At 61.9% G+C, this 16,197-nt stretch carries 14 protein-coding genes, 4 tRNA genes and 1 pseudogene; 14 read left to right on the top strand and 5 right to left on the bottom strand.

Features of this window, described 5'->3' with window-relative positions:
• Positions 1 to 48 precede the first annotated feature (48 nt).
• Positions 49 to 501, top strand: a complete 453-nt coding sequence (locus NPS29_RS01325) for a carboxymuconolactone decarboxylase family protein (protein WP_274130202.1) — start codon at positions 49 to 51, stop codon at positions 499 to 501.
• A 91-nt stretch (positions 502 to 592) separates the two neighbouring features.
• Entirely contained in the window at positions 593 to 913 is a 321-nt protein-coding gene (locus NPS29_RS01320) for a DMT family transporter (RefSeq protein ID WP_274130201.1), read from the top strand.
• 185 nt (positions 914 to 1,098) lie between these two features.
• Here NPS29_RS01320 and NPS29_RS01315 read toward each other — a convergent pair whose 3' ends face one another.
• The 3 genes from NPS29_RS01315 to NPS29_RS01305 form a co-directional block, all read right to left on the bottom strand.
• The gene (locus NPS29_RS01315; RefSeq protein WP_274130200.1) at positions 1,099 to 1,353 is read right to left on the bottom strand and encodes a hypothetical protein; all 255 of its coding nucleotides are present in this window, start codon (positions 1,351 to 1,353) and stop codon (positions 1,099 to 1,101) included.
• Positions 1,354 to 1,553: 200 nt separating this feature from the next.
• On the bottom strand, positions 1,554 to 3,044 hold the full coding sequence (locus NPS29_RS01310; RefSeq protein ID WP_274130283.1) for an MDR family MFS transporter: 1,491 nt from the start codon (positions 3,042 to 3,044) through the stop codon (positions 1,554 to 1,556).
• 49 nt (positions 3,045 to 3,093) lie between these two features.
• Positions 3,094 to 4,149, bottom strand: a complete 1,056-nt coding sequence (locus NPS29_RS01305; protein WP_274130199.1) for an HlyD family secretion protein — start codon at positions 4,147 to 4,149, stop codon at positions 3,094 to 3,096.
• Positions 4,150 to 4,389: 240 nt separating this feature from the next.
• Between NPS29_RS01305 and gltX the strand changes: the two genes are divergently transcribed.
• The 9 genes from gltX to NPS29_RS01260 all read left to right on the top strand — a co-directional run bounded on the left by gltX (position 4,390) and on the right by NPS29_RS01260 (position 9,423).
• Positions 4,390 to 5,871 (top strand): glutamate--tRNA ligase, encoded by a 1,482-nt coding sequence (gene gltX, locus NPS29_RS01300; protein ID WP_274130198.1) that lies wholly within the window; start codon positions 4,390 to 4,392, stop codon positions 5,869 to 5,871.
• Between the two features lie 234 nt (positions 5,872 to 6,105).
• A tRNA-Ala gene (locus tag NPS29_RS01295) sits at positions 6,106 to 6,181 on the top strand.
• 85 nt (positions 6,182 to 6,266) lie between these two features.
• Positions 6,267 to 6,342 (top strand) — tRNA-Glu (locus NPS29_RS01290).
• A gap of 53 nt (positions 6,343 to 6,395) precedes the next feature.
• Positions 6,396 to 6,471 (top strand) — tRNA-Ala (locus tag NPS29_RS01285).
• 52 nt (positions 6,472 to 6,523) lie between these two features.
• Positions 6,524 to 6,599: transfer RNA gene (locus NPS29_RS01280), tRNA-Glu, on the top strand.
• 167 nt (positions 6,600 to 6,766) lie between these two features.
• Positions 6,767 to 7,306, top strand: a complete 540-nt coding sequence (locus NPS29_RS01275; RefSeq protein WP_274130197.1) for a TetR/AcrR family transcriptional regulator — start codon at positions 6,767 to 6,769, stop codon at positions 7,304 to 7,306.
• Between the two features lie 83 nt (positions 7,307 to 7,389).
• Positions 7,390 to 7,830, top strand: a complete 441-nt coding sequence (locus NPS29_RS01270; RefSeq protein WP_274130196.1) for an acyl-CoA thioesterase — start codon at positions 7,390 to 7,392, stop codon at positions 7,828 to 7,830.
• A gap of 75 nt (positions 7,831 to 7,905) precedes the next feature.
• A complete protein-coding gene (locus tag NPS29_RS01265) occupies positions 7,906 to 8,865 on the top strand; it encodes a tRNA dihydrouridine synthase (protein ID WP_274130195.1) in 960 nt (319 codons plus the stop codon).
• Positions 8,866 to 8,979: 114 nt separating this feature from the next.
• Positions 8,980 to 9,423: an Hsp20 family protein gene (locus NPS29_RS01260; protein ID WP_274130194.1), complete on the top strand. Its 444-nt coding sequence runs from the start codon at positions 8,980 to 8,982 to the stop codon at positions 9,421 to 9,423.
• Between the two features lie 178 nt (positions 9,424 to 9,601).
• On the opposite strand, the pseudogene NPS29_RS01255 reads toward NPS29_RS01260, so the two are convergent.
• Together NPS29_RS01255 and NPS29_RS01250 are read right to left on the bottom strand one after the other, a co-directional pair.
• Positions 9,602 to 11,689 (bottom strand): annotated as a pseudogene (locus tag NPS29_RS01255) (putative bifunctional diguanylate cyclase/phosphodiesterase); the annotation flags it as partial.
• Between the two features lie 87 nt (positions 11,690 to 11,776).
• Positions 11,777 to 12,670, bottom strand: coding sequence for a LysR family transcriptional regulator (locus tag NPS29_RS01250; protein WP_274130193.1), 894 nt, complete (start codon positions 12,668 to 12,670; stop codon positions 11,777 to 11,779).
• A 158-nt stretch (positions 12,671 to 12,828) separates the two neighbouring features.
• On the opposite strand from NPS29_RS01250, the gene leuC reads away from it, so the two are divergent.
• From leuC to leuB, 3 genes are all read left to right on the top strand, one after another.
• Positions 12,829 to 14,253, top strand: coding sequence for a 3-isopropylmalate dehydratase large subunit (leuC, locus tag NPS29_RS01245; RefSeq protein ID WP_274130192.1), 1,425 nt, complete (start codon positions 12,829 to 12,831; stop codon positions 14,251 to 14,253).
• Between the two features lie 10 nt (positions 14,254 to 14,263).
• Positions 14,264 to 14,902 carry a 3-isopropylmalate dehydratase small subunit gene (leuD, locus tag NPS29_RS01240; protein ID WP_274130191.1) on the top strand — a complete coding sequence of 213 codons (639 nt, stop codon included), beginning with the start codon at positions 14,264 to 14,266 and terminating at the stop codon, positions 14,900 to 14,902.
• A 141-nt stretch (positions 14,903 to 15,043) separates the two neighbouring features.
• A complete protein-coding gene (gene leuB / locus NPS29_RS01235) occupies positions 15,044 to 16,126 on the top strand; it encodes a 3-isopropylmalate dehydrogenase (protein ID WP_274130190.1) in 1,083 nt (360 codons plus the stop codon).
• Positions 16,127 to 16,197 lie beyond the last annotated feature (71 nt).

The following is a 16,197-nucleotide window of genomic DNA, read 5'->3' as shown; positions in this document are numbered from 1 at the left end:
AAGACACTCGAACATGGCGCCTCCATTCAGCCCCTTCGAGGCAATTTCATGAGCAATCGCATCAACTACTCCGCTGTTTCGCCAGACATCTACAAAGCCTTCGGCAACGTATATGGCTCGGTGCTGCAGTGCGGGCTGGCCAAGGATCTGGTCGATCTGGTCTACCTGCGCATTTCCCAGATCAACGGCTGCGCATTCTGCATCGACATGCACTCCCGCGACCTGCTCAAGCAAGGCCTGAGCGTGGAAAAGCTGGTCCTGGTGCCGGTCTGGCATGACGCAGGCCAGCTGTTCACCCCCCGTGAGCGAGTTGCACTGTCCTGGGCAGAAACCGTCACCCGGGTCGCAGAAACCGGCGTTCCGGACGCCGACTACCAGGCGGCGCTGGCCGAGTTCGGCGACAAGGGCCTGGCTGACCTGACCTATGCCATCGGCCTGATGAACGCCTTCAACCGTTTCGGCGTGGCTTTCCGCCCGGCACCGGCTGCGGTCAACGCCTGAACCTCGAGTGACCGTGCCCGCCGGCGCGGTCATCTTGTCTCTTTGCCCGCCCGGTGACTGGCCCGGCGGGTCGCCTTGCGGGTATACAAACATGGCATGGGTTTTATTGAGTCTGGCCGGGCTTCTGGAAATCGGATTTGCCCTGGCGATGAAAGCGTCTGAAGGCTTCACTCGCCTGACCCCGGCGCTGTTTACCGTGGGCGCAGGCGTTTCGAGCGTGATCATGCTGTCGATGGCTTTGCGCACGCTACCGGTGGGCACCGGCTACGCCGTCTGGACCGGCATCGGCGCGGCCGGCACCGCGATCGTCGGCATGGCCCTGCTCGGCGACAGCGCAGCTCCGTTGCGCGTGCTGTGCATCCTGCTGATTCTGGCGGGTGTTATCGGGTTGAAACTGGTGTCGGCGAGTTGATGGGGAAGGGGGGGCCGTGTTCACCGCATAACCCGTAGCAGTCCGGCTTGCCGGCGACAGCGATCTTGAAGCCGCTACGCCGGCAAGCCGGACTGCTACGGAGTCGTGGAGGTAGGGTTCACAGCGGATCCGTAGCAGCACGGCTTGCCGGCGGGGGCGTGCTGGAACTCGCCGCCCAAGTTCGATCAATACCGCTGAAATTGCGAACCGAACTCCGAGCGCACCTCGGCCACGGTCTCGGCGTTCTTCGCGTCGAAGGTCACCGATGCGGTCTGGAAGGCTTTCAGGTGATCGGCGCCATCAGCGGCGACCTGCTCCTGAGTGGCCGGGGCGCTGATCTGGGCGCCCTGGTACTGCTTGAGGTGCTCTGCGCCATCGGCGGCAAATACGTTGGCGGCCAGGACAGACAGGGCGATGCTGAGAAGGATCTGACGTTTCATGGTGTGAACTCCTGCAAAGGGTTTTCAAGGTTTGGTTAGCGTCGCCGTTCAAGTGGGCTGCGCTGTTCGACGTGCCTAGTAAACCGTGCAGGTGTATCGCGTCTGTGTCCGGGATCGGGCGTGAATGCGGGTGGATGTATCGCTGGCGTCGCTGTACACAGAGCGATACAAAAAGCCCTGCGCACACCCCCATGGCTCCTTCAGTGAGCCTCACCCGCCTTGATCCCCACCGGCAGTTTCTTGGTCAGCATCACCGCCAGCATGCTGATCCCCAATGCCAGTGCGACGAAATGGAATGCATCGTTGTAGGCCATGATCGCGGCCTGTTGGTGGGTGATTTCGCTGAGCTTGCCCAGTGCGGCGGTTTCGTTGCCGAGGCGGTCGGTGAGTTGCGCCAGGCGTTCGGCAACCTGCGGGTTGGCCGGGGAGATGGATTCGCGCAGGTAGTCGAAGTAGGTCTTGGTCCGTGCGTCCAGCAAGGTGGCCAGCAGCGCGATGCCGATGGCGCCGCCCAGGTTGCGCAGGATGTTGAACAGGCTCGAGGCCGAACCTGCGTCCTGAGGCTGGATGTATGACGTGGCAATCAGCGAGATGGTGACCATGATCATCGGTTGGCCCAGCGCGCGGACAATCTGGATGTGGTTGAACTGCGGCCCGGCAAAGTCCGGATTGAGCACCCCCGAGAGAAAACTCGCCGCGCCGAACAGGCCGAACCCCAGCGTGCACAGCACTTTGGGCGGGATGATTTTCATCAATTGCGGCACCAGCGGGATCAGGAACAGCTGCGGGATTCCCATCCACATGATCACCTCGCCGATCTGCTGGGCGTTATAGCCCTGAATCTGCGCCAGATACAGCGGCAGCAGGTAGACCGAGCCGTACAATCCCACCCCCATGCCGACGCTGGAAATGCTCGACAGGCCGAAATTGCGATTGCCAAGGATGCCCAGGTTGATCAGCGGCCGGTCCTTGGAGAACTGGATAATCACGAAGGCGATCAGGCTGAGCAGGGCGATGCTGCCCAGGGTGACGATCAGGCTCGATTCGAGCCAGTCCTTGCGGTGGCCTTCTTCGAGAAACACCTGCAGGCAGCCCAATCCCACACCCAGGGTGACGATGCCGGCGTGGTCGGTGCTCTTGAGCAGCTCCCAGTGCGGTGCTTTCTTCTCAAGGCCGTACATGAGCCCTGCGATCATCACCAGTCCCGGTGGCACGTTGATGTAGAAGATGTACTCCCAGCCGAAGTTTTCCGTCAGCCAGCCGCCCAGGGTCGGGCCGATGGAAGGGGCGAAGGTCGCGGTCATGGCGAACAGGGCCATGCCCTTGGCGCGATGGTGTTCGGGCAGCTTGATGAGGGTCAGGGTGAACGCCAGGGGAATCAGCGCGCCACCGGTAAACCCCTGCATGGCGCGGAACACGATCATGCTTTCCAGGCTCCAGGCCATGGAGCACAGCAGCGACGAAGCCAGAAAACCCAGTGACACCCACACCGCCAGCCTGCGGGCCGAGAGCAACTGCACCAGCCAGGCGGTGAGCGGGATCATGATGATTTCCGCCACCAGGTAGGACGTGGAAATCCACGAGCCTTCTTCCAGGGTGGCTGACAGCGCGCCCTGAATGTCCTTGAGCGAGGAGTTGGTGATCTGGATGTCGAGCACCGCCATAAAGGCGCCGAGCATCACGCTCATCACCGCGATCCAGTCGCGCCGGGTCGGTTCGCCGACCGGGCGGATCAGCTCGTCACCGGCCACTGTCGGCCTCGTGCGCTGGCTTGATGTCCACCGCGACGGTCACCGACATGCCGGGGCGGATCTTGCCGTGCAGCGGGTTGTCCGGCGCAAAGGTGAGCTTGACCGGAATGCGCTGCACGACCTTGGTGAAGTTGCCGGTGGCGTTGTCCGGCGGCAGCAGGCTGAACTGCGCACCGGAGGCTGCGAACAGGCTGTCGACCCGGCCCTGGATCGGCGTGCTGGGGAAGCTGTCGAAGGTCAGCTCGGCGCGCTGGCCGATCTGCATGTGTTCGATCTGGGTTTCCTTGAAGTTGGCCTGCACCCAGATGTCCTCGTCGGGCACGATGGACAGCAGGTAGGCGCCGCCCTGCACGTACTGGCCGTTGCGCGCGGCGCGCTGGCCGATCATGCCGCTGATGGGCGAGTGGATTTCGGTGCGCCTGGAGTTGATTTCAGCCTGGGCGAGATCGGCGCGGGCGCTGGCGATCTGTGCGTCCAGGCGCTTGATCTCGGCGGTCAAGGCCATCACTTGCTGGCGCTGCCCCTGGGCATCGGCCTGAGCCTTGCTGACCTGAGAGCGGGCGACGCTGCTGTCGGCGGTCATGGTGGTGACTTGTGCTTCGGAGACAAACCCCGGCTTGCGCAGCTTTTGCAGGCGTGCGAGGTCTAGTTGCGTGCGCCCCAGGGTGGCCTGGTTGGCCTGCACCTGCGCGTCACTGGCGGCGATCAGGCTCGATTGCTGGGTCAGCTTGCTTTGTGCCTGCACCCGCTCGGCTTCACGGGTCGCGAGGGTGGCCTGGGCCCGTTCGACGGCCAGGCGGAAATCGTCCGGCTCCAGGCGCACCAGCAACTGGCCCTTGTCCACGTGCTGGTTATCCTGCACCAACACCTCGCTGACCCGCGCCCCCAACTGGCTGGAAATCCGCGTGATCTCGCCCTGCACATAGGCGTTGTCAGTGGTTTCGACGAACCGCCCCTTGAAATACCACTGGGCGAAAAAGGCGAGGGCGATCAGCAGGACCACCACGAGAAAGATGAACAGGCGGCGTTTGAGTTGGGCAGGCATGGGCGTTCTTGGTTATTAGAATGTAAGGAAATTTATCAGCAAATGAGGTCTGGCAACTAGCCATCGTCGAAATAATGACTGGATATGATAATCCGGTATTCATTTCTGGCACTTGGCCGCGCACTGGCTACGCTCAATTCCCACCCACGCGAATCCACCGTGCATTCGGTCCCGACGCTGGAGCCGCGAGGGCTGCGCCTGTTAAGATTCGCGGCTTGTTCGACCTATTCGGAAATTTCCATGACCACCGTTCGTACCCGCATCGCGCCATCGCCTACCGGCGACCCCCACGTTGGCACGGCTTACATCGCGCTCTTCAACTATTGCTTCGCCAAGCAGCACGGCGGCGAATTCATCCTGCGCATTGAAGACACCGACCAGCTGCGCTCGACCCGCGAGTCCGAACAACAGATTTTCGACGCATTGCGCTGGCTCGGTATCGAGTGGAGCGAAGGCCCGGACGTTGGCGGCCCCCATGGTCCGTACCGTCAGAGCGAACGCGGCGACATCTACAAGAAATACACCCAGCAACTGGTCGATGCCGGTCACGCCTTCCCGTGCTTCTGCACCGCCGAAGAACTGGACCAGATGCGCGCCGAACAGATGGCCCGTGGCGAAACCCCACGCTATGACGGCCGCGCGCTGCTGCTGTCCAAGGAAGAAGTCGAGCGCCGCCTGGCCGCTGGCGAGCCCCATGTGATCCGCATGAAGGTGCCGAGCGAAGGCGTGTGCGTGGTGCCGGACATCCTGCGTGGCGAAGTCGAAATCCCTTGGGACCGCATGGACATGCAGGTCCTGATGAAGACCGACGGCCTGCCGACCTACTTCCTGGCCAACGTCGTCGATGACCACCTGATGGGCATCACCCACGTGCTGCGCGGCGAGGAATGGCTGCCGTCGGCGCCCAAGCTGATCCTGCTCTACGAATACTTCGGCTGGGAAAAGCCGGCACTGTGCTACATGCCGCTGCTGCGTAACCCGGACAAGAGCAAACTGTCCAAGCGCAAGAACCCGACCTCGGTGACCTTCTACGAGCGCATGGGCTTCATGCCCGAGGCGATGCTCAACTACCTGGGCCGCATGGGCTGGTCGATGCCGGACGAGCGCGAGAAGTTCTCGCTGCAGGAAATGGTCGACAACTTCGACCTGAACCGCGTCTCCCTGGGCGGCCCGATCTTCGACATCGAGAAACTGTCCTGGCTCAACGGCCAGTGGCTGCGCGAGCTGCCGGTTCAGGAGTTTGCCGCGCGCGTGCAGAAGTGGGCGTTCAACAGCGACTACATGATGAAGATCGCGCCCCACGTACAGGGCCGCGTCGAAACCTTCAGCCAGGTAGCGCCGCTGGGCGGCTTCTTCTTTGCCGGTGGCGTGACGCCGGACGTGAAGCTGTTCGAGCACAAGAAGCTGTCCCCCGAGCAGGTGCGTCAGGTGATGCAGTTGATCCTGTGGAAGCTCGAATCCCTGCGTCAGTGGGAGAAGGACCGCATCATGGGCTGCATCCAGGCGGTGGTCGATCACCTGGAGCTGAAACTGCGCGACGCCATGCCGCTGATGTTCGCCGCGATCACAGGGCAGGCCAACTCCGTGTCGGTCACCGACGCGATGGAAATCCTCGGCCCGGACCTGACGCGCTACCGTCTGCGCCAGGCCCTGGACCTCTTGGGTGGCGTGTCCAAGAAAGAAAACAAGGAATGGGAAAAGCTGCTCGGCGCCATTGCCTGAGTGGTGAGCGCCCCTGTTGCCTCGCAGCCGTGCGCTGCGACAGGGGCGGCAACCCCCTGCTTTTCTTGGGGAAAGCCGGGGGAGGGCGGTAAGTGATTGTTATCCCGGAAATTTTTTTTGAAATTTGTTTAAAAAAAGTTTGACAGGTACCCGGGTCGCACTTAATATGCGCCCCGTCCACACGGCAACACGGAAAACACAGCGGCAACGCAGCGTGATCCGAGAGTGTAATGTGGGGCTATAGCTCAGCTGGGAGAGCGCCTGCATGGCATGCAGGAGGTCAGCGGTTCGATCCCGCTTAGCTCCACCAAATTAGAAGCTTCGAGGTTGGCTACACTGCCTTGAAGTTTGTACCGCGAATCGGAACCAGCGCCGATAGGGTACACAAGGGTTACGTCCCCTTCGTCTAGTGGCCTAGGACACCGCCCTTTCACGGCGGTAACAGGGGTTCGAGTCCCCTAGGGGACGCCACGTTTCACCGAGTGATGCCGCAAGGTTGATCTCCGCCGCGAGGCGATAAATCTGGGGCTATAGCTCAGCTGGGAGAGCGCCTGCATGGCATGCAGGAGGTCAGCGGTTCGATCCCGCTTAGCTCCACCAATTTCGCCAGGGTTCGTTGTGTTGTTTGAACGAACCTGACAGAAGGTTTTGCGTCCCCTTCGTCTAGTGGCCTAGGACACCGCCCTTTCACGGCGGTAACAGGGGTTCGAGTCCCCTAGGGGACGCCACGATTACTCGCTCTGCGAGACCAAGGGTCATTCGATTATTGAATGGCCCTTTTGTTTTTCTGGGGTTTTAATTTCCCTGTCTCCCCCGATCCCGGGTCGCGGTGCACCTCCCTCTTGCCTTCCCCCATGATGCAGATAATATTACTGCCATCATCCGGGAGGCGGACATGAACGACAAAAAAGCACAAACCCGCGAGCGTATCCTCGGTGCTGCCAGTGCGGCGCTGATCGCTCGCGGTCCGGTCGAGCCCAGCGTCAACGAAATCATGGGCGCGGCAGGGCTCACGGTCGGTGGCTTCTATGCCCATTTCGACAGCAAGGAAGCCTTGATGCTGGAGGCTTTCAATCAATTGCTCAGCGAGCGGCGCCAGATGGTCGCCACCATCGACGACCAGCTTCCGGGCGATGAACGCCGCGCCTTGCTCGCTGCCTTCTACCTCTCGCGCAAACACCGCGACGCCGAAGACCACGCCTGCCCGCTGCCGACGGCGATAGGGGAGATGGCGCGGCTGTCGGATGATTTTCGCGACGCCTTGGCCGAGCACATTGAACTGATGGTCGCGCAACTGGCCGCAAGCCCCGAAGAAACCGACAAGACCCTGGCCGATATCGCCCTGATGCTGGGCGGCCTGGCGCTGGCCCGTGCGCTGGGGCCGTGCGAAATGTCCGACCGGGTGCTGCGAGCGGCCAAGTCGGCCGTGCAGTAAGGCGTTAGCGACAGATCCGGGCCATCCACCAGCGCTTTTCGTTACACTGTCCGCCGAATCAATTCTTGAGGACAGGAGCGAGCATGGTCTGGGATCTGGCAACGCCATTCGTCATCGATCTGCAAGTGAGCGACGACGACATCGACGGATTGGGGCACGCCAACAATGCGGTGTACGTGACCTGGCTTGAGCGCTGCGCCTGGCGCCACTCGCAGCAGCTGGGCCTGGACCTGACCGAATATCGACGCCTGGACCGCGCCATGGCCGTGGTACGCCATGAAATCGACTACCTGGCCAGCGCCTATCTGGAAGATGAGCTGCAACTGGCCACCTGGATCGTCGATTGGGACCAGAAGCTCAAGATGACCCGTCGTTTCCAGCTCCGGCGGCCAAGCGACGGCGTGACGCTGCTGCGCGCGCAAACCACCTTTGTCTGCATCGAACTGTCCACCGGCAAGCCCAAGCGCATGCCGACCGAGTTCATCGAGGGCTATGCCCCTGCGCTGCAGATGGCCGTTTCCTGACGCCCGGCGCGTCGAGATCGTTTCCAATCGACGCGCCACTGCGTAAACTGCCGGACTTTTTTTCGAGTGTGACCCATGCAAATTGCCCTGGCGCCGATGGAAGGCCTGGTCGACGACATTCTGCGCGATGTGCTGACTCAAGTAGGCGGCATCGACTGGTGCGTGACGGAATTCATCCGCGTCACCGAGCGGCTGTTGCCTGAGCACTACTTCCACAAGTTCGCCTCCGAGCTGCTCACCGGCGCGAAAACCCGCGCGGGCGTGCCGCTGCGCGTGCAGTTGCTGGGTTCTGACCCTGTGTGCCTGGCGGAGAACGCGGCCCTTGCCGCCGAGCTGGGGGCGCCGGTCATCGACTTGAACTTCGGCTGCCCGGCCAAGACGGTGAACAAGTCCCGTGGTGGCGCCGTTCTGCTCAAAGAGCCTGAGCTGCTGCACTCGATCCTCAGCCATGTGCGCCGTGCCGTGCCCGCGCATATTCCGGTCACCGCGAAGATGCGCCTGGGCTACGACAGTACCGAACCTGCCCTGGACTGCGCCCGTGCCCTGGAAGCCGGCGGCGCCGAGCACATCGTGGTGCACGCCCGCACCAAGGTCGATGGCTACAAGCCGCCGGCGCATTGGGAATGGATCGGCAAGATCCAGGACGTGGTAAAGATCCCGATCATCGCCAATGGCGAGATCTGGACCGTGGACGACTGGCGCCGTTGCCGCGAGATCTGCGGTGCGCGGGACATCATGATCGGTCGCGGACTGGTGGCGCGCCCTGATCTGGGCCGGCAGATCGCCGCGGCCGAGGCGGGGCGTGAAGTCGTCGAGATGACCTGGCAGGAGCTGCAACCGCTGCTGCGGCATTTCTGGCTGCAGGCCATGGCCAAGATGACCCGCGTCCAGGCGCCGGGCCGGCTCAAGCAGTGGGTGGTGTTGCTGACCAAGAGTTACCCCGAAGCCACGGTGCTGTTCGACTCGCTGCGCCGGGAGACCGACTGCGAGCGCATCAGCCAGATGCTTGGCGTGACACAACCCGAAGCGGCCTGAGAAAATTTTTCATAGCGACTCTTGAAACAGAAGTGACCGTCCTTATCTAGGGATTACGCGATGCCGAAGTCGGGTCGCGGATACAAATACTTGCTGATTATTCAGGAGATTCACATGACTACCGCATTTTCCCTGGCTCCACTGTTCCGCTCTTCCGTGGGCTTCGACCGTTTCAACGACCTGTTCGAATCGGCCGCCCGTAACGAGTCGGCCAGCAGCTACCCTCCGTACAACGTCGAGAAACACGCAGATGACCAATACCGCATCGTCATCGCGGCTGCGGGTTTCCAGGAAGAAGACCTCGAGCTGCAGGTCGAGAAGGGCGTGCTGACCGTCACCGGCAGCAAGCGTGACAAGGCCGCCGAAGGCGTGACCTTCCTGCACCAGGGCATCGCCCAGCGCGCGTTCAAGCTGTCGTTCCGCCTGGCCGACCACATCGAAGTGCAAAACGCAGCCCTGGCCAACGGCCTGCTGAACATCGACCTGCTGCGCCTGGTGCCTGAAGAGGCCAAGCCAAAGCGCATCCAGATCAACGGCCAGAAAACCCTGGCGCATTGATTTCAGGTTGATACGAAAAAAGGCACCCTGCGGGGTGCCTTTTTTGTGCCCGACGCGATCCTCGCCACACCTCGAACCCCGTAGCAGCACGGCCGGGCGGCGATCCGATGCCGGCGGCGCGGTGTGTCATTGGAAGATTTTTTGCCTGACACAACGCCCCCGCCGGCAAGCCGTGCTGCTACGGGGGAGATGCATAATGCCTGCGCAACAACCCTTCAAACCCCGCCACGCTCAGGGGTTCGCTGAACAGAAACCCCTGATACAGATGGCAGTCAAGCTGGGTCAGGAAATCCAGTTGCTCCTGTTGCTCCACCCCTTCGGCGATGATGGACAGGTTCAGGCTGGCGGCCATGGCGACGATGGCGCGCACGATCTCGGCGTCGTTGGGGTCGGTGGTGGCGTCGCGCACGAAGGACTGGTCGATTTTAAGCGCATCCACCGGCAGCCGCTTGAGGTAGGTCAGCGACGAGTAGCCGGTGCCGAAGTCGTCCATGGCGAAACTGACCCCCAGTTCCTTGAGCTGCAGCATCTTGGCGATGGTGTCGTCCAGATTCTGGATGACGATGCCTTCGGTGATCTCCAGCTTGAGCATGTCGCGGGGCAGTTCGCAGGTGCGCAGGCAGTTCTCGACGCGCTCGACGAAGTCGATCTGACGGAACTGCCTGGGGCTGATGTTCACGCACAGGTTGAAGTCATGGCCGTCGATCAGCCTCTTGCGGATCAGTTCGCCGCCGGTCTTGCAGGCCTCTTCCAGAATCCAGTTGCCGACCTCGAGGATCATGCCGCTTTCTTCCATGACCTTGATGAACTGGTTCGGCGGCAGGTTGCCCAGTACCGGGTGCTGCCAGCGCAGCAGGGCTTCGGCGCCGACGATACGGTTGCCGCGGGTGTCCACCTGGGGTTGGTAGCTGAGGCTGAATTCGCCCCGGGCCTGGGCCTGACGCAGTTCGTTTTCCAGGCGCAGCCGGTCGCTGGCGGCCTTTTGCATGGTGTCGTGGAACATCTGCGTGGCGTTGCGCCCGGCATCCTTGGCGCGGTACAGCGCGATGTCGGCGCGTTTGAGCAGGTCGGCCGGGGTCGAACCATGATCGGGAATCAGCGCCACGCCAATACTGGGCGTGACCTGCAACCGGTGCCCATCGAGAAACATGGGTTCGGCGAGCAGCTCGCGCAAGGTGTCGGCCAGACGCGCCACCTGATCGATCACCTCGTCGCGGGTGCCTTCCAGGCCGCTGATGAGCACCACGAACTCATCGCCGCCCAGCCGCGCGACGGTGTCTTCCATGCGCACGCTGGCCTCCAGGCGCGCAGTGATGATTTTCAGCACGCTGTCGCCCACCGGATGGCCGAGGGAGTCGTTGATGTGCTTGAAGTGATCCAGATCCAGAAACAGCAGGGCACCGCGCAAATCATGACGCTTGAGCAGGGCGATCTGCTGGCTCAGGCGGTCCATCAGCAGGGCGCGGTTGGGCAGGTTGGTCAGGGGGTCGTGGTAGGCCAGGTGCTGGATCTGCGCCTGGGCGTTCTTCAACTGGCTGATGTCCCGGGCGGTAATCAGCAGGCAGGCGGTGTCGTTGAGCTCCAGCGGGTCGATGGACACGTCAACGGTGATGAGCTCGCCATTCTTGTTGCGCCCCAGCAGCTCGCGGTTGCGCACCCGGCCATAGTCCTGGACTTCCTGAATCAACCGTTCGCGCTGGGTGATGTCGGCCATGATGACGAATTCGAACACTGTGTGGCCGATCACGTCGCTGGCGCTGTAGCCCGACAGCCGGGAGAAGCCGTCGTTGACCTCGATGTAACGCCCCGTGGCTTTCTCGGTGATGATGATGGCGTCCGGGCTTGAGTGAAAGGCCCGGGCGAATTTCTCCTCGCTGGCCTTCAGGGCCTGCTGCGCACGCTTGTGTTCGGTGGTGTCGATGAAAGTGCTGAGCAGGTACAGGCCGTCGCTCAGCTCGATCTTCTGGGTATACAGGGTGCCGTCATGGGCGCTGCCCTGGCGCCCCTGCCACTGGGTTTCCAGATTGGCCGGCAGCGGCGAGGCAAAGGTCTTGTCCAGCGCCAGCTGGCGTTGTGCAGGTTCCAGCCACAGGCCGATGTCGAGGGTGGTGCGGCCCACGCAGTCCTTGAGCGGCCAGCCAAAGGTCGTTTCGAAATGCCTGTTGGCATTGCAGATCAGCCCGTCTTCGAAGCGGGTCAGTAACACGACGTTGGGGCTGAGGTTGAAAAGAGTGGCGAAGTGTTTCTCCGACTCCTTTGCGGTCAGGGCCAGGCCGGTCAATTGAAACATCGAGTTGTCTGCGGTTGTGGGCATGTGATCACGAGCCTTGAAGGCATAAAGCCGGTAAGTCGATCAGTGAGCTTCACCGCTCAGGACATGCGCCTGGGCATCCAGCAGCGCCATGAACGCCTTTGCCGCGTTCGACAGCGTGCGTTCCGTGTGGACAATGTAGCCTAGCTCGCGGCGCAGCTGTATGCCCGGCAACGGAATACGTGCAACTTGTTCGTCCAGCATGGTTCTGGGCAGCACACTCCATGCCAGGCCGATGGATACCATCATCTTGATGGTTTCCATGTAGTTGGTGCTCATGGCGATATTGGGCTTGATCCCCTGGGCTTCGCACAGGCCACTGACGATGTGATGGGTAAAGGTGTTGCCGCCGGGAAACACCGCCGGATAGCCCGCGACATCGGCCAGGCTGACGTTTTCGATGTTGGCCAGCGGATGCTCGGGCGCGGCCACGAACTCCAGCAGGTCGTCCCAGACCGCCACCGCCTTGACCGATGAATGCGGCTGGGGTGCCAGAGTGATGACCGCAAGCTCGGCGCGGCCGTGGAGGATCTCGTCGTAGGCGACTTCCGAATCGAGAAACTCGATATCCAGCGCGACATTGGGGTAGGTGCGGGTGAATGTCCTCAATAGTGGGGGCAAGCGGTGCAGGCCGATGTGATGGCTGGTGGCCAGGCTCAGGCGCCCGGTGACCTCGCCGGTGAGGTTGGTCAGCGCCCGGCGGGTGTCGTCCAGCACGTTCAGAATCTGGTAGGCCCTGGGCAGCAGCGCCCGGCCGGCCTCGGTCAGGTTGATCTCGCGGCCCAGCCGGTCGAACAGGCGCACATTCAATTGTTGCTCAAGCCCTGCGATACGCTTGCTGATGGCCGGTTGCGTCAGGTGCAGGCGCTCGCCCGCTGCAGAGAAGCTGCCGGTCTCGGCGATGGCAATAAAGGCGTTGAGGTTGGCCAGGTCCATCTCGAATTCCTGTTGGTTATCCAAAGCATGAAAATTATGAATTTGAGTTATTTAAGCATATTCCATAGCATCTCCCTCACAAGCCAAGGGGTTTTTAAGAGACGTCATCGAGATGTCCGACCCAAGGCACCGAAACACGCTGATGAGGAAACCGTCTGATGGCTGGCAAAACGCTCTACGACAAGCTCTGGGATTCGCATTTGGTCAAACAGCGCGACGATGGCTCGGCGCTGATCTACATCGACCGTCATATCATCCACGAAGTGACTTCGCCGCAAGCGTTTGAAGGCCTGCGTCTGGCCGGTCGCAAGCCTTGGCGCATCGACGCCAATATCGCGACCCCGGACCACAACGTACCGACCACCCCTGAGCGCAAGGGCGGCATCGAAGCCATTGCCGACCAGGTGTCGCGCCTGCAGGTCCAGACTCTGGACGACAACTGCGACGAGTACGGCATCACCGAATTCAAGATGAACGACACCCGTCAGGGCATCGTTCACGTGATCGGCCCGGAGCAGGGCGCCACCTTGCCGGGCATGACCGTGGTCTGCGGTGACTCCCACACCTCGACCCACGGCGCGTTCGGCGCGCTGGCCCACGGTATCGGCACCTCCGAGGTCGAGCACGTGCTCGCCACTCAGTGCCTGGTCGCCAAGAAAATGAAAAACATGCAGGTGAAGGTCGAAGGCAAACTGCCGTTCGGCGTGACCGCCAAGGACATCGTCCTGGCCATCATCGGCAAGATCGGTACTGCCGGCGGCAACGGCCATGCCATCGAGTTCGCTGGCAGCGCGATCCGCGACTTGTCCGTCGAAGGCCGCATGACCATCTGCAACATGTCCATCGAGGCAGGCGCCCGCGTCGGCCTGGTGGCCACCGATGAAAAGACCATTGCCTACGTCAAGGGCCGCCCGTTCGCACCGACTGCCGAGCAGTGGGATGCAGCGGTCGAAGCCTGGAAAGACCTGGTGTCCGACGACGACGCGGTGTTCGACACCGTGGTCGAGCTCGACGCTGCGCAGATCAAGCCGCAAGTGAGCTGGGGCACTTCGCCTGAAATGGTTCTGGCTGTGGATCAGAACGTGCCGGATCCTGCGAAGGAAACCGACCTGGTCAAGCGTGGCTCCATCGAGCGCGCCCTGAAATACATGGGCCTGAGCGCCAATCAGGCGATCACCGACATCCAGCTCGATCGCGTGTTCATCGGTTCCTGCACCAACTCGCGGATCGAAGACCTGCGCGCCGCCGCGGATATCGCCAAGGGCCGCAAGGTGGCTTCGACCATCAAGCAGGCGATCGTGGTGCCGGGCTCGGGCCTGGTCAAGGAACAGGCCGAGAAGGAAGGGCTGGACAAGATCTTCATCGAAGCCGGTTTCGAATGGCGTGAGCCAGGCTGCTCGATGTGCCTGGCGATGAACCCGGACCGCCTGGAGAGTGGCGAGCATTGCGCGTCCACCTCCAACCGCAACTTCGAAGGCCGTCAGGGCGCCGGTGGTCGTACCCACCTGGTGAGCCCGGCGATGGCTGCGGCGGCAGCGGTCAACGGTCGTTTCGTCGATGTTCGCACCATGAGCCAGCACTAAGGAGCCCAGCATGAAGCCATTTACCCAACACACCGGCCTGGTCGCTCCGCTGGATCGTGCCAACGTCGACACCGACCAGATCATTCCCAAGCAGTTTCTGAAGTCGATCAAGCGCACCGGTTTCGGTCCGAACCTGTTCGACGAGTGGCGTTACCTGGACGTGGGTCAGCCGTATCAGGACAACTCCAAGCGTCCGCTGAACAAGGAGTTCGTGCTCAACCACGAGCGTTATCAGGGCGCCAGCGTGCTGCTGGCCCGTGAGAACTTCGGCTGCGGTTCGAGCCGCGAACACGCACCGTGGGCGCTGGAAGAGTACGGTTTCCGCAGCATCATCGCGCCGAGCTACGCCGACATCTTCTTCAACAACAGCTTCAAGAACGGTCTGTTGCCGATCATTCTGAGCGAAAGCGAGGTTGACGAGCTGTTCAAGGCGGTCGAGGCGAAGGAAGGCTACCAGCTGAAGATCGACCTGCAGGCGCAGACAGTCACCGGCGAAGATGGCAAGGTGTACAGCTTCGAAGTCGACGCGTTCCGCAAGCATTGCCTGCTCAACGGCCTGGACGACATCGGCCTGACCCTGGTGGACGGCGACGCGATTGCAGCGTTCGAGGGCAAGCACCGCGCAGCGCAACCCTGGCTCTTCCGCTGACAAGCAGCTTCAAGCTTTAAGCTACAAGCGGCAAGTTGTCCGTGGCGCGGCTGCTTTTTCTTGCAGCTTGCAGCTCGAAGCTTGCCGCTCCCGAGTCGGCTCCGTATATGGGGCCGACAGCAATTTTGAAACGAGGGTTTTATGAGCAAGCAGATTCTGATTCTCCCTGGTGACGGCATTGGTCCGGAAATCATGGCTGAGGCGGTCAAGGTGCTGGAACTGGCCAATGACAAGTACCAGTTGGGTTTCGAATTGAGCCACGACGTTATCGGCGGCGCTGCCATCGACAAGCATGGCGTGCCGCTGGCCGACGAGACCCTGGAGCGTGCCCGCGCTGCCGACGCCGTGCTGCTGGGCGCGGTGGGCGGCCCGAAATGGGACACCATCGAGCGTGACATCCGCCCAGAGCGCGGCCTGCTGAAGATTCGTTCGCAACTGGGCCTGTTCGCCAACCTGCGTCCGGCCATCCTGTACCCGCAACTGGCCGAGGCGTCGAGCCTGAAGCCGGAAATCGTTTCGGGCCTGGACATTCTCATCGTCCGTGAGCTGACCGGCGGTATCTACTTCGGCGCGCCACGTGGCACCCGCGAGCTGGAAAACGGCGAGCGCCAGGCTTACGACACCCTGCCGTACAGCGAAAGCGAAATCCGCCGCATCGCCCGTGTCGGTTTCGACATGGCCCGCGTGCGTGGCAAGAAGCTGTGCTCGGTGGACAAGGCCAACGTCCTGGCTTCCAGCCAGCTGTGGCGTGAAGTGGTCGAGCAGGTCGCCAAGGACTATCCGGACGTCGAACTGAGCCACATGTACGTCGACAACGCCGCCATGCAGCTGGTCCGCGCGCCGAAGCAATTCGACGTGATGGTCACCGACAACATGTTCGGCGACATCCTGTCGGACGAAGCTTCGATGCTGACCGGTTCCATCGGTATGCTGCCATCGGCCTCGCTGGATTCGAACAACAAGGGCATGTACGAGCCTTGCCACGGTTCGGCGCCGGACATCGCGGGCAAAGGCATCGCCAACCCGCTGGCGACCATCCTGTCGGTGTCGATGATGCTGCGTTACAGCTTCAATCAGCACAGCGCCGCAGACGCCATCGAGAAGGCCGTCAGCCTGGTTCTTGACCAGGGCCTGCGCACCGGTGACATCTGGTCCGAAGGCAATGCCAAAGTCGGTACGCAGGAAATGGGTGACGCCGTAGTCGCCGCGCTGCGCAATCTGTAATATCTCGGGCCCACTGCTGCAATGTCGAGCTTCGGCTCCGTGCAAGAAGGGGCCCCACTTTTAACTAAGGT

The sequence above is a fragment of the Pseudomonas putida genome, from assembly GCF_028682175.1.
GTDB classification, from domain to species: Bacteria; Pseudomonadota; Gammaproteobacteria; order Pseudomonadales; family Pseudomonadaceae; genus Aquipseudomonas; species Aquipseudomonas putida_AD.
Note: the sequence above shows the minus strand (reverse complement) of the source record. Positions and strands in the feature narration are given on the sequence as shown.

Bases quoted from the DNA above. Each gene is read 5' to 3' on its own strand.
- leuC (WP_274130192.1), top strand. From the start codon at position 12,829: ATGGCTGGCAAAACGCTCTACGACAAGCTCTGGGATTCGCATTTGGTC.
- NPS29_RS01260 (WP_274130194.1), top strand. From the start codon at position 8,980: ATGACTACCGCATTTTCCCTGGCTCCACTGTTCCGCTCTTCCGTGGGC.
- NPS29_RS01315 (WP_274130200.1), bottom strand. From the start codon at position 1,353: ATGAAACGTCAGATCCTTCTCAGCATCGCCCTGTCTGTCCTGGCCGCC.
- NPS29_RS01305 (WP_274130199.1), bottom strand. From the start codon at position 4,149: ATGCCTGCCCAACTCAAACGCCGCCTGTTCATCTTTCTCGTGGTGGTC.
- NPS29_RS01265 (WP_274130195.1), top strand. From the start codon at position 7,906: ATGCAAATTGCCCTGGCGCCGATGGAAGGCCTGGTCGACGACATTCTG.
- NPS29_RS01275 (WP_274130197.1), top strand. From the start codon at position 6,767: ATGAACGACAAAAAAGCACAAACCCGCGAGCGTATCCTCGGTGCTGCC.
- NPS29_RS01325 (WP_274130202.1), top strand. From the start codon at position 49: ATGAGCAATCGCATCAACTACTCCGCTGTTTCGCCAGACATCTACAAA.
- NPS29_RS01270 (WP_274130196.1), top strand. From the start codon at position 7,390: ATGGTCTGGGATCTGGCAACGCCATTCGTCATCGATCTGCAAGTGAGC.
- gltX (WP_274130198.1), top strand. From the start codon at position 4,390: ATGACCACCGTTCGTACCCGCATCGCGCCATCGCCTACCGGCGACCCC.
- leuD (WP_274130191.1), top strand. From the start codon at position 14,264: ATGAAGCCATTTACCCAACACACCGGCCTGGTCGCTCCGCTGGATCGT.
- leuB (WP_274130190.1), top strand. From the start codon at position 15,044: ATGAGCAAGCAGATTCTGATTCTCCCTGGTGACGGCATTGGTCCGGAA.
- NPS29_RS01250 (WP_274130193.1), bottom strand. From the start codon at position 12,670: ATGGACCTGGCCAACCTCAACGCCTTTATTGCCATCGCCGAGACCGGC.
- NPS29_RS01320 (WP_274130201.1), top strand. From the start codon at position 593: ATGGCATGGGTTTTATTGAGTCTGGCCGGGCTTCTGGAAATCGGATTT.